Source organism: Paenibacillus sp. FSL H3-0469 (genome assembly GCF_038051945.1).
Taxonomy (GTDB): Bacteria; Bacillota; Bacilli; order Paenibacillales; family Paenibacillaceae; genus Paenibacillus_AQ.
The window spans coordinates 587039-599162 of record NZ_CP150302.1; the positions used below are offsets into that span (position 1 = coordinate 587039).

Here is a 12124-nt window from a genome sequence, read left to right on the forward strand (position 1 = left end):
ATGATTCAAGTTGGAAGGGATGTGTGATGATTCAGGTGGATGTTAGCTGGGATGAGTTGAGCTCAAAGCTATTGAGCAATGAGGTGCATTAGTGCACCTGAATTCGGCGGATAATGGCTAATTGAGCTAATGAGGTGCATTAGTGCACTTGAATTCGGCGGTTATGAGATATTCGGGCGAATGAGGGGTATTTGTGCACCTGATTTAGCCGAATGCAGGCAATATCCAGAAATGAAGAGCACTAATGCACCTGAATCTGGCGAGCTCTCCCTCTGGGACAGGCGGAAGGGGGAACAGTTGGATTTAGTCCACCTGCTGATGGAGATACGTCCGGCCAGGGCGCAGCAGGTGGATAAACAACACTTATTCAAGCCCTATTTACTTAAAGTGCCTGAATCCGTGAGCAGCAGTTGCTCTTTTTCCACTTGTTCCCCTGCAATCGCCAGAAGCCGAGAAATTAAGCTGCGTTTATCCAATTATTTGTTCGCCAAGTATCTAATTGTTTGATACCTGACCTGGCTTGCCGCAACGCTGTAAGTATTTACAACTAAAACGGTTACAAAAACATTTTAAGATCCTCCATTTTTTTAAGCCGCTTCGGAGGGTATTATGAGTACGCCAGACGAGTTGCCATTCGAACGAGAAGGAGATGAAAAAATGAAAGCGGTTAATTCAGCCCGGAAAGAACAGAAGTGGTCCAGAACAAATGTCAAAGCTCTGCTGCTCAGCCTCGTGATCCTGCTCATGCTGCCTCAGTTGGGAGGGGGCGCTGCGGCGGAAGAGTCGGGGCCGATTATGCCGGAGCCGGTAGTGGCTGCACAAGGAGGAACGAACGTGACGGATTTCTACAATGTCATCATGCAGACCGGGGCCGATCCCTGGGTATACAAGCACACGGACGGCTATTATTACAACACCTTTGTCAATGCCAGCGGAGTGATGGTCCGCAGATCGAAGACTATTACCGGCATTGAAGCAGGCGAACGGAGTCTGGCTTGGTCGCCCGTTAAAGGAACCATGTACAGCTCCAATGTGTGGGCGCCGGAGATGCATTATCTCAAGGATACGGACGGTCAGTACAAATGGTATATTTACTTCGCAGCCGATAACGGAACCAACGCCAACCACCGGATGTATGTGCTGGAGAATGCCAGTGCCGATCCGATGAGCGGAAGCTGGACCTTCAAAGGCAAGATTACCGATGCCACGGACCGCTGGGCGATTGACGGCACTGTGCTGACGATCGGTGACCAGCACTACTTCATCTGGTCCGGCTGGGAGGACACCGATGGCAGCTTTCAGAATCTGTACATCGCCAGAATGAGCAATCCATGGACGATCAGCTCGCAGCGCGTGCTCCTGTCCACACCGGAGTATGACTGGGAGACCTCCCCCGGCCGGATTAATGAAGGCCCGCAGATTACGATCAAGGGGAACAAGATCAATCTGGTGTACTCCGCCAACGGAAGCTGGACAGACAGCTATAGTCTCGGATTAATCACAGCCGGCACCAGTGCCGATCTGATGAATCCCGCTTCCTGGACCAAGCGTAATCAGCCGATCTTCGCAAGCGCGAACGGTATCTATGGCCCGGGCCATCACAGTATCGTGACTTCACCGGACGGTACTGAGGACTGGATCATCTACCACTCCGCCCGCTGGCCGGGCTCAGGCTGGACCCGCAATGTCCGCGCGCAGAAGTTCTCCTGGAACACAGACAACACGCCGAACCTGGGAGAGCCTGTGAATCCGAACAGTCCGATAGCAATCCCATCAGGCGAGCCGGCCCGAATTCGTTATGAAGCCGAACAAGCACTGCTTGTAAAAGATCCGGCTGGCGCTTCATCCCCAGCGGTCCGGCGCGAAAGCTCCGCCTCCGGCGGGATGAAGATTACCAACCTCGCGAACACCTTCGACTATGCCCAGTTCAATGTCAATGTGCCGGAAGCGGGCTTCTATGTGCTGTCCGTGCGTAACAGCAACGGCTCAGCGAATGCGGGGGATGCCTCTCATATCCTGTCGGTCAACGGCGGGCCCGGAGCGTCGATGAATATCGTCTATTCCGGCGCGAACCGCTGGGGAGCCTCTACGGCGAAAATCTATCTTCAGCAGGGAGACAATGTTCTCCGCTTCTTCAAGGGGAACAATCTGGCGGACATCGACAGCCTGGATGTATCTCGGCTGAATACCTCGGAGCTGCTGTTCGGGGCTCCCGGATATACGCTGGGACTTAACGAGACCCGCAGCCTGCCCCTCTATACAGTAACTGGAACTACCTATTCTACTGTCACGGCAGGCGTGGTCCTGACCTCGTCTGATACGAATGTAGCCGTGATTCAAGCAGGGAATCAGGTGAAGGCCGCCGGGGCAGGAAGTGCAACCATTACCGCCTCCTATAACGGCAAAACCGCAACCGCTGCAGTTAACGTCAAAGCTGATCCGAAAACAGTGCAGTCCTTGGCGCTCAGCGGTCTGGAGCCTGTGCTGATCAGCGGCCAGACCTCCTCACCGCTGCAGGCAACAGCACTTTACAACAATTATGAAGTTCAGGATGTAACCGCGAGTGCGCAGTACACCAGCAGCAATCCGGGAGTGGCGGCCATCGATCCGGCAACCCATACAGTAAATGCTGTTCAACCGGGTACGGCTCTGATTACAGCCTCAACCGGGGGCAAGCAAGCCACCTACAGCATAACGGTCATTGCCGCTTCAGATGCCGTTCAGGTCACTACAACTATGAAGACACCTTCAGGCGTGGTTCCCGCGCTTCCGGGCGTTGTGAATGCTGTCTACCACAACCAGACCGTTCAGGCCCAGGTGACTGACAGCGAGACGGCAGGGCTGGACTTCAGTACCATTGGCACGGTTCAGATTCCTGTGACCCTCAAGATAGGCGGGGAGGAGTTCTCTTCCACGATTTCTGTAGAGGTTGTGCCGGGCTATGGCCTGGATGAGATCGTGAATCAGCTTCGCAGCAAGCTGGCTAATAACTCCTATCCGCTTGGGAACGGGGCAGGCAATTATAGCGCAGCCAAGTATGCTGACTTCGTTGCCGCCGTGGATCATGCAGAGGCGTTGGCGGGCAATGCGGAATTGACGCAGGCGCAGTTTAATGCTGAGCTGAATGCACTTGCTAATGCGGAAGCCGCCCTGCTGAATTCGCTGAATACCACACAGAACGGTATAACGTATAAGGCATACCGTGATTTCTCCGGCGATACGGCAGGCAAATACCCTTATGGCATTACAACGCAGGATCTGACGAATGGCGCCGCCGCTGTGGTTCAGGAGGAAGCAGGTAATAAATTCCTGCGGCTAACCACGACCGCGGTATCAGGCAAAGCCAACCTTTTCCTGCCTTATCTTGGGGAGGTTAGTGCTGAGGGGAATGAGCGCATCGTCATCGAATACCGTGTCCGGTTAAACAGCAACTTCCAGTATGCCAACGGCGCAATGGTAAGAAATGATAGCGGGACCGGCAACTACTCAATGGTGACAGCGTTTGATTCCGGTAAAATCCTGGTGCAAAATGGCGGCTCCAACAAGGTCAAGGTGAGAGACTTTACGCTGGGCACATGGTATGCCATCAAAATGGTCGCCAACTGGGACGCCAAGACCTACAGCGTCTATATCAACAATGAAACCGTTCCGGCTGCAACAGATTTCGCCTTCCGCCATACTGGCGGCAGCACATTGACCGGACAGCTGTTCGGCGTTGACGGCTACGCGAACGCGTCTATCGATTTCGACGACTTCAAGGTCAGTGTTACCGGAGATTAAGCAGCGGAGGGATAGACAACATGGCAAGTCAAGCTTACGAAAAGTTCACGCCGTTACTGAATGCCAAGCTCGTTCTGGGTTATCTGACCTCTATGGTGGATGCGCAGGAAGATAATCTGCCCTATTGGCTTGTACTGCCGCATAAGAAGCCTGCTGAGGCTGCCCACTGCCGGGTGGACGATGCGGAGCTGGTTGGCTCCTGGTATGAGGCTATAGATGCGGTGCGCAAAATGCTAAAGACGGGGGAAGGCGCTGCGGTGCAGCAATCCTTTTACCGTCATCTGATGAAGTCGTGGGGGGAGCACGGCCTGCGCTTTCATGAGCCTTATCCGTGGACGCATACGAATCATAGCTCTTTTCACGAGATGGGCTATATTCTTCCCGCGCTGAACCGGATGCTGGAGAATGATCCCGGGGATGAGGAGGCGGAGAGCAGAGCGGCCGGGCTGGTCAGGGGAATGCGCTCCCTGGTGATCGGGCGGACGGTCCGAACATTCTGGTCGGGGGATTATGAGGAGCAGGAGCCTCTGTACGAATTCCCGAATGATGTGTATTTGAAGGACGGCGGCTTCGATCTGTCCAGGCATACCGGGCGGGGGGAGCAGGCGATCCGCAATGCCATTGTTCTTCATTCTCTGGTGCGCAGATATGAGATTACCGGAGATGAGGCGGCACTTGATCTCGCAACGGGTCTCGCCAACCACCTGCTTGGACCTTCACGCTATTTCAACTATAAGATGGAATTCTTCGGACATGTCCATTCCGCAGGCTGGGTAGCTTCCGGTCTGGTACGTCTGGGCCGGGTAACTGGCAAGGAGCGGTATATTACCGCAGGCAAAGGAATCTATGATTATATCCGCAGCCTGTCTTCCTCCTTCGGTTGGGTGCCGGAATATGCCCAGTGGCATCCGCCGCATGAGGAGCATTGCGAAACCTGCTGCATCAAGGACATGATCGAATGTGCAAATGAGCTGATTCTGGCCGGGTATGAGGAATATTGGGAGGATATGACCCTGTATGCGCGGAACCAGCTGGTGGAAAATCAGCTAAAGGTATCTTCCTACGTGGTCACAGACAACGCCCGGCCTGACGAAGCAGGCATAACCTACAGGGAGATTGATACAAGAATGATCGGGGGCTTCACCGGAGGCTCGCTCGTGAATTCCATGTCGTTATCCAAGTTCCGCTCCATTGCGGGCTGCTGCGTCGGCATGGCTCCGGTAGCTCTGGAGATCATATGGAATCGGGCGGTGGAATTCCAGAATGGCACAGTATTCGTTAACATGCCGGTGGATAAGGAGACGGACGAGGCTGCCGTCACCATGAGCTATCCCGATCTGGGATATATGTCCATTACAGCCAAGCAGCCGTGTAATGTTGCGGTACGGGTCTATGACTGGATGGGGACGGACCTCACCGTTAGGTTAAATGGAGCCGTATGTGCAGCCGCACGGGAAGGAAATCTGCTTGTGATCCGCAGTGTTGGAGCAGGGGATACGGTAGAGCTTACGCATCCGCTGGAGACGGTGGTGGTGAAGGAGACGGTGCGCGGCGAGGAATACAAGGTCTCCTGGCGAGGATGTGATGTCGTGGATATCGCTCCCCGGGGAGAGCACTTGCGGCTGTATCAGCGGGATCTGCGCATCCCGAAAGTGTATCCCACGCCGGAAGATGTTCACTTCACCGGAGCGGCCAATTACGGTCCCACCCAGCAGGCGCAGGGGAGCAAATAACTTCAGCACTGAAGCAATAAGCCGGTAAGTGAAATATATGCCACAACTAAGCCGTAATTGAAAAACCGCACCCCGCAGGCATCGCTTGCGGGGTGCGGTTCGTTTGCGCGTTGGAAGAGAATACGAACTAAGCCGCTAAAGAGGTATTCCTTCAATACTGGGAAGATTGCAGCCATACGCCTACTTGTTATTTGTCTTCCTGATCAGCTCCACGCCATCATATGCCAGACTGTCCACACTTGCCGCCTTCTGCCGGAGGTAATGATCCAAAAAGGTCTTCGTATAGTCTGTAACCAGATTTCGCATCTCCATCGCATCCCGTTCGCCTCTGAGTTCCTCACTAACACCGGTAAAAACGATGTCACAGTAATCTAAGTGCGCCACACGATCAACTGAGAAATAATAGGTCTCTCTGCTATTGTTAGCGCCAATGACCGCATTCATGTTGTAGTTGGGTTCACGATACAGCAGCAGGAAGGGCGTCTTAAGGTCACTGTCGAGGAGACCGAATGCACCGCTGTCTAAGCCAATCCCGCAGGTGAACCGGCCGTCGTCCCGGCAGACCATCGCCGTCGTAAGCCCTCCATACGAATGTCCGACGATGCCCAGGCCGGTGTCAACACGCAATCTGCCTTTAAAGATAGAATCCAGCTCTCCAGCGTCCAGCTTGTACAGATAATCGGCTACAAAACGTACATCTTCTGCCTGTAATTCACTATACTCAGTTACCTTGTCAATTACCGGGAGTGCAAGCACGTTACGGCACATCTGAACGGCAGTTTCATCGTCAGGGTGCAGTTCCATCGTACCTGCCAGCGCCTGCATCTCAGGATCTTCAGACAACGCTATGATGGCTTCCGAGAAACCCTTGGATACATTATAGAGACGCCCGTCTTTACGCTTATACATTGTGCTATCCGGATGCCCGATGCTGACCACAACGTATCCCAAGCTGGCCAAGTCCGTACAGAGTACCGTCCCCCATTCCGGAGAACCGCCCCCGCCGCAGACATAGAATAACACCGGATAGCGCTTTTCCTTCCCGGATAGAGCAATGTTGTCGTAACACCGGGTCTTGAACTCTATAGAGAAAAAATCGCTCGTAACATACCCGGTGACCAGCGGCTGATCCTGTAACATCCCGTAGACTTCAGGAAACATGTATGCTGATGTAGCCTTATCTTCGCTGCTATCAGACGGATAGTAGACGAACGCCGTCAATTCTCTTGTGGAATGATCCGCTGCCGTATACTCCAGATCCATCTGAGTCCGGCCAACAGTATAGCTGCCAATAGGTGCTGGAAAAACCTCATAAGTTTTCATATGCTTGTTCATACACTTCTACTCCTTTGCTTTTTTAATATCGCTAACCAGCTCGGAATATTTATGATCTTCAAGCAGACCATGACCCATAAAGTCAGCAAAGTATTTGCTAAGCTTATGCTGCATCTGAGAATCCTTAATCCCGAATTCCCTATAAAACATGACTAAATTAAACTGCATAGATTCAAACATAAATGAAATCAGGTCATCGTCAATATCAGGCCGGAGATATCCGTCCACCCTCAGCCGCCGTATAATGTCCTTGATCAAGGGGAAGGACTCGCCCTTTAGTACAGTCAGATATACTTTTAGCAAAATGTCCTCGGGGATGTGTAAAAAAGTCTCAGTAAGCTTGATTTCCAGCGCATTCAGCGGCTCGGCCACAGTGCCATTCACATTACCGAATAAGCCGGTAAGGAAAGACCGGAATAGGGAATCTTCAGTGCTGTTATTAAAATACGCAGCTTTTTTCCGGGTCACATTACGTATTAAGAGACAATACAGGTCATCTTTGTCTTCAAAATACCGGTAGAAGGTTCCGGGGTGCATAGACAAGCTATCCAGAACCATCTTCATCGATATATCCTCATAAAGATGATCCACAAAAAGCTGCATAGCCCTATTTGATATTTCCTCGCGTCTGGCTTCATCCAATCGAAAAAACGTATTTTTTGGCATCGCTTCCTCCTTTAATACGTAGTGTGAACTCATTCACACTATATCGATAATCAATTCACGTGTCAAATATCCGGGCCGAAACAACGGCATTAAAAAACCACAACCCGCAAGTAACTCTTGCGAATTGTGGTTTGAGGCGTTAGAGCAGAATACGAACCTCGCCGCTCGACAGATATTCCTCTTCGCCATTCGGATACCGGACCTTCAGGCGGCAGTCATTGTCGATATCAACGGCGGTTGCCGGTTGCTCTTGATGCTCCTTAACAACCATAATTGTCTCACCCAAGGACATCATGCGCTGGCGGTAATCGGGCAGGAACAGCCGTTCCTTAAGCTGCTCATAATAGCCCATGAAGCGGTTCAGCACTTCGGCTGTAAGCCGGTTCCGCAAATCCCCTTCGGGATTGCCTGCCTGATAGATCGGGGCTGCAACCTCTGACAGTTCTGCGGGAAAGCCGCCCGGGGGCAGCGTCACATTGATCCCGATCCCGAGCACAGCATAATCCAGCCACTCGCTCTCCAGAGACAGGGAAGCCTCGGTGAGGATTCCGCATACCTTTTTTCCGTTCATGAATACGTCATTCACCCATTTAATCTGCGTGCTGAGGCCGGACACACTCTCGATAGCCAGAGCGACCGCAACTGCAGCAGAGGTAGTCAGAAGCGTTGCATCTGCCGCCGACAGCCGGGGACGCAGCAGGATGCTCATATAGATGCCCGTCCCCGCTGGGGAAAAGAAAGGCCGGCCTTTCCGGCCCCGCCCGGCGGTCTGCTCCTCCGAGAGAATGACTTTGCCTTCCGCTTCTCCGCCGGAAGCCAGCACCTTCACCAGCTCGTTCGTGGATTCCACGCTCTTGAAAACTTCAAGCCGCAGCTTCTGCCCCCTGGCATCCAGATATTTGGCAACTGCGGCGGCGGACAAAATGTCCGTCTGGGGGGAGAGGGAGTATCCCTTATTGGTGACGGCCTGAATGGAATAGCCGTCGCTCTGCAGCGCTTTGATGGCCTTCCAGACTGCGCTGCGCGTCACGGATAACCGCCCGGCGATATCCTCGCCGGAGAAGTACTCACCCTTATTGCTGTCCAGTAAGGCCAGGATATGTTCTTTGACTGTCATGCCTATAACCCTCCACAAGTCTAACGTTCCGAGCTCATCTCTTTAAGTATATTAACATGCTTAGGATCATTAGAAAAATTAAGACTTTACGTTAATTTCTTTAGTGCATCTTACACACCTCTATTGTGAACCTAATAATAATTAATGGTTTACAATTGAACCATCCTCCACTATAATTCAGCTTGTTGGCTGGACTCCCTAACCGGAAGGGCGTCCAATTCCTGTATCTTATCTCGTGGAGGTTATTGAATTGAGAATCAAAGAGTTGGTCTATGCGGCCTTATTCGCCGCGCTTATCGCGGTGCTGGGCTTAATTCCGCCCGTATCCCTCGGCATTATCCCTGTACCTGTCACTGCCCAGACGCTTGGCGTTATGCTGGCCGGCTGTTTTCTGGGCTGGCGGACAGGCGCGCTCAGCCTGATCATTTTCCTTATCCTCATTGCGTTAGGCTTGCCGGTATTACCAGGCGGACGCGGCGGGCTGGCTATCCTGGTTGGACCGACAGCAGGCTATCTGTTCAGCTGGCCGCTTGCGGCCGGACTGATCGGCTGGTTCGCTGAAGCGGTCTGGCCGAAGCTCCGGGCCTGGAAGCTGTTCGCTGTTAATCTGATCTTTGGCGTTCTGCTCGTTAATCTGATCGGCGCTTCGACCATGGCCTGGATCACGCATACTCCGCTCTGGACCGGACTTGCCGGGTCTGCGGCTTTTCTGCCCGGAGATCTGATCAAGGCTCTGCTGGCCGCCGTCATCACCATGCAGCTCCGGGCGCTCAGTCCGCTTGAAGACAAGAGAAGGGGATAGACAGCTATGAATCTGGCAGAGCTTATTCTGGAGCGTGCACAGCAGGTCCCGCACCGCATCGCGATATCGGACGGACTGGAGGAGCTTACATACGCAGAGCTTACGGAGCGTGTCCGGCGGGTGGCTGGCGGCTTACGTCATGGCGGGCATACGGAGCAGCCGATTGCCATCTTAAGCGGCAACCGGATAGAATTCGCCGAGTTCCTGCTTGGCGCAATCTATGCCGGGTGCGCACCGGTACTGCTGGACCCGATGTGGCCGCAGGCGGTGCTGGAGCAGGTAATCCATCAATGCGAGCCCGGGATGATCATCAGCGAAGCGCAATACGCAGCAAAGCTGGCGGGCAGCAGCTTCTGCGGAATGGCCCGGTTAGTCTTTGACAACGGCCAGTCAACCGGCAGCTACAGGGAGTGGCTGTCCGGCTGCGGGTCAGAGGCATCGGCAGAGAGACACCCTGAACTGTTGTTCATCGGATATACATCAGGAACGACCGGGGTACCCAAAGGCTATATGCGTACCCACCAATCATGGTTCAACAGCTTCAGGGCGACAGAACAGGCCTTCGGCTTGCATCAAATGCAGCATGTGCTTGCGCCCGGACCATTCGTTCACTCCCTGTCGCTGTTCGCCCTGTTGCAATCGCTATACAGTCTGGCCACCTTCCATCTTCTCGCGGAATTCGACGCTGCGCGGGTACTTGAGTTCTGCTCCTGCCATCCGGAGGTGATTCTGTTCGTGGTACCCGCCATGGCCGATGCCATGTTGCACCACGCTGATAAGACGGCCGCCAAGGTAACCATGCAGGCCATAATCAGCTCTGGCGGCAAATGGCCTGCGGCTTCCGCACAGAGATGCCGCGAGAGATTCAAGGGAGCGAAGCTCTATGAGTATTATGGTTCATCTGAAGCGAGCTATATCAGTTACCAGGAGCTGACCGGAGCGGAGCCGCCGGACTCGCTGGGCCGGCCGTTCAGCGGGGTAGAGCTGTCCACCCGGGACGGACAGTTCCGCGAGGTGCCTCCGGGAACCGTTGGTGAGCTGTACGTACGCAGCGGTATGATGTTCGCCGGATATTACGGCCTGCCGGAAGAGACGGCACAGGTCTTTCGGGACGGATGGCTGCGGACAGGAGATTATGCGGCTATGGATGAGGAGGGGCAACTGCGCCTGGCCGGACGCGCAGGCAGTATGATCAAGAGTGGAGGACTGAAGGTGTTCCCCGAGGAAGTCGAGGCCGTACTGCTCCGCCATCCGGCGGTCCGGGAAGTGATGGTGTGCGGCTTTCCGGATGACCGGTGGGGAGAGCAGGTCACAGCGCTCATTGCGTGGAGCGGCCCGCAGCGCCTGGCGCTGGAGGACATCCGCAGCTACTGCCGCCCTTTTCTAGATAGCTATAAGCTGCCGGGGCGGTTGATCTCTGTGAAGGAATTCATCTACACCGGCTCCGGCAAAATCGCCCGCCAGCTCATGAAAAGCCGGGCGGAAACAGGGATGAAATGAGGGAGGCGGCCCTGGTCCTGGCCAAGCGGACGCCAGTCGGCAGAATTGGCGGACAGCTCTGTACGCTGGAACCGGAGCAGCTGCTGGCTCCGCTGATTCAGCAGTTAATCCATGAGGCCCGTCTGCCTCCCGATTGGATAGACGATGTGATCATTGGCAATGTAGTCGGACCCGGCGGGAACATCGCACGCAAGTCGGTGCTTGAAGCCGGACTCCCCGAGACGGTTCCCGGCGTCACCGTCGACAGGCAGTGCGGCTCAGGGCTTGAAGCCATTATTATGGCTGCGCGCCTGATCCAGAGCGGGGCAGGTGAAATCTTCCTCGCAGGCGGAGTCGAGAGCACCAGCCGGGCTCCCTGGCGGATGCTCCGGCCGGAGACGGTCAGCGGTACGCCGAAGCTGTATACCCGCGCGGCGTTCACACCTGCAGCGCTTGGCGATCCTGATATGGGAGTGGCTGCCGAATATACGGCGGAGAAATACGGTATTTCCCGGGAGGCGCAGGACCGCTATGCGCTGGAGAGCCATATGAAGGCTGTGGAGGCCCAGCGCACAGGCCGATTCACAGGAGAACTCGTGCCTATAGCCCGCGACGGCTTTATTGTAACGGATGATGAGTGCCCAAGGCCGGATACAAGCCTCTTGAAGCTGAGCAAGCTGAAGCCTGCTTTTGTGAAAGGGGGAACGGTCACGGCCGGCAATGCCTGCCCTCTTAATGATGGCGCGGCACTTGTGCTTATGATGTCCCGTGATATATGCGACCGGCTGAACCTGACACCGGTTCTCCGCTTCATTGACTCGCAAGCCTCTGGAGTTGACCCGCATTATCCGGGCATGGGACCGGTCCCGGCCGTTCGGAGGCTGTTGCAGCGTCAGCGGCTTCACATCAGTGAGTTGGATATTGTTGAATTCAATGAAGCTTTTGCCTCGCAGGTATTGGCTTCGCTACAAGAGCTTCAGCTTCCGCCGGATAAGGTCAACCTTGGGGGAGGCGCGCTTGCACTGGGCCACCCTTATGGAGCCTCAGGCGCGATTCTGATGACACGCTTATACGCGGAGATGCTGTACCGCCCATACCGCAGAGGACTTGCCACCCTTGGCATCGGCGGCGGAATGGGGCTGGCTGTACTTGTCGAAGGGATACCCCGCAGATGAGCGGGTATGAAAGTGAAGGATAAAGCAGAAAGGAGCA

At 54.4% G+C, this 12124-nt stretch carries 8 protein-coding genes; 5 read left to right on the forward strand and 3 right to left on the reverse strand.

Annotation, left to right across the window (positions count from 1 at the left end):
* Positions 1-657: 657 nt before the first annotated feature.
* Together NSS83_RS02630 and NSS83_RS02635 are read left to right on the forward strand one after the other, a co-directional pair.
* Entirely contained in the window at positions 658-3780 is a 3123-nt protein-coding gene (locus tag NSS83_RS02630; RefSeq protein ID WP_341347614.1) for a family 43 glycosylhydrolase, read from the forward strand.
* A 20-nt stretch (positions 3781-3800) separates the two neighbouring features.
* Complete coding sequence (locus NSS83_RS02635; RefSeq protein WP_341185881.1) at positions 3801-5513, forward strand: hypothetical protein; 1713 nt, start codon at positions 3801-3803, stop codon at positions 5511-5513.
* 180 nt (positions 5514-5693) lie between these two features.
* On the opposite strand, the gene NSS83_RS02640 is transcribed toward NSS83_RS02635, so the two are convergent.
* The 3 genes from NSS83_RS02640 to NSS83_RS02650 form a co-directional block, all read right to left on the reverse strand.
* Positions 5694-6836 carry a choline esterase gene (locus NSS83_RS02640; protein ID WP_341186808.1) on the reverse strand — a complete coding sequence of 381 codons (1143 nt, stop codon included), beginning with the start codon at positions 6834-6836 and terminating at the stop codon, positions 5694-5696.
* A gap of 18 nt (positions 6837-6854) precedes the next feature.
* Positions 6855-7514, reverse strand: coding sequence for a TetR/AcrR family transcriptional regulator (locus tag NSS83_RS02645; RefSeq protein ID WP_341185880.1), 660 nt, complete (start codon positions 7512-7514; stop codon positions 6855-6857).
* 139 nt (positions 7515-7653) lie between these two features.
* Positions 7654-8631, reverse strand: coding sequence for a biotin--[acetyl-CoA-carboxylase] ligase (locus tag NSS83_RS02650; RefSeq protein WP_341185879.1), 978 nt, complete (start codon positions 8629-8631; stop codon positions 7654-7656).
* 250 nt (positions 8632-8881) lie between these two features.
* Between NSS83_RS02650 and NSS83_RS02655 the strand changes: the two genes are divergently transcribed.
* Genes NSS83_RS02655 through NSS83_RS02665 form a run of 3 tightly spaced genes read left to right on the forward strand, consistent with a single transcriptional unit; the run spans position 8882 to position 12087 of the window.
* Positions 8882-9433, forward strand: coding sequence for a biotin transporter BioY (locus NSS83_RS02655; RefSeq protein ID WP_341185878.1), 552 nt, complete (start codon positions 8882-8884; stop codon positions 9431-9433).
* 6 nt (positions 9434-9439) lie between these two features.
* Positions 9440-10933, forward strand: a complete 1494-nt coding sequence (locus NSS83_RS02660) for an AMP-binding protein (protein WP_341347615.1) — start codon at positions 9440-9442, stop codon at positions 10931-10933.
* Positions 10930-12087 carry a thiolase family protein gene (locus NSS83_RS02665; protein WP_341185876.1) on the forward strand — a complete coding sequence of 386 codons (1158 nt, stop codon included), beginning with the start codon at positions 10930-10932 and terminating at the stop codon, positions 12085-12087. Before NSS83_RS02660 ends, NSS83_RS02665 begins: the two co-directional genes overlap by 4 nt.
* The last annotated feature ends 37 nt before the right edge of the window (positions 12088-12124 follow it).

Coding starts and splice junctions, on each gene's coding strand:
- NSS83_RS02630 (WP_341347614.1), top strand. CDS start 658: ATGAAAGCGGTTAATTCAGCCCGGAAAGAACAGAAGTGGTCCAGAACA.
- NSS83_RS02635 (WP_341185881.1), top strand. CDS start 3,801: ATGGCAAGTCAAGCTTACGAAAAGTTCACGCCGTTACTGAATGCCAAG.
- NSS83_RS02640 (WP_341186808.1), bottom strand. CDS start 6,836: ATGAAAACTTATGAGGTTTTTCCAGCACCTATTGGCAGCTATACTGTT.
- NSS83_RS02645 (WP_341185880.1), bottom strand. CDS start 7,514: ATGCCAAAAAATACGTTTTTTCGATTGGATGAAGCCAGACGCGAGGAA.
- NSS83_RS02650 (WP_341185879.1), bottom strand. CDS start 8,631: ATGACAGTCAAAGAACATATCCTGGCCTTACTGGACAGCAATAAGGGT.
- NSS83_RS02660 (WP_341347615.1), top strand. CDS start 9,440: ATGAATCTGGCAGAGCTTATTCTGGAGCGTGCACAGCAGGTCCCGCAC.
- NSS83_RS02665 (WP_341185876.1), top strand. CDS start 10,930: ATGAGGGAGGCGGCCCTGGTCCTGGCCAAGCGGACGCCAGTCGGCAGA.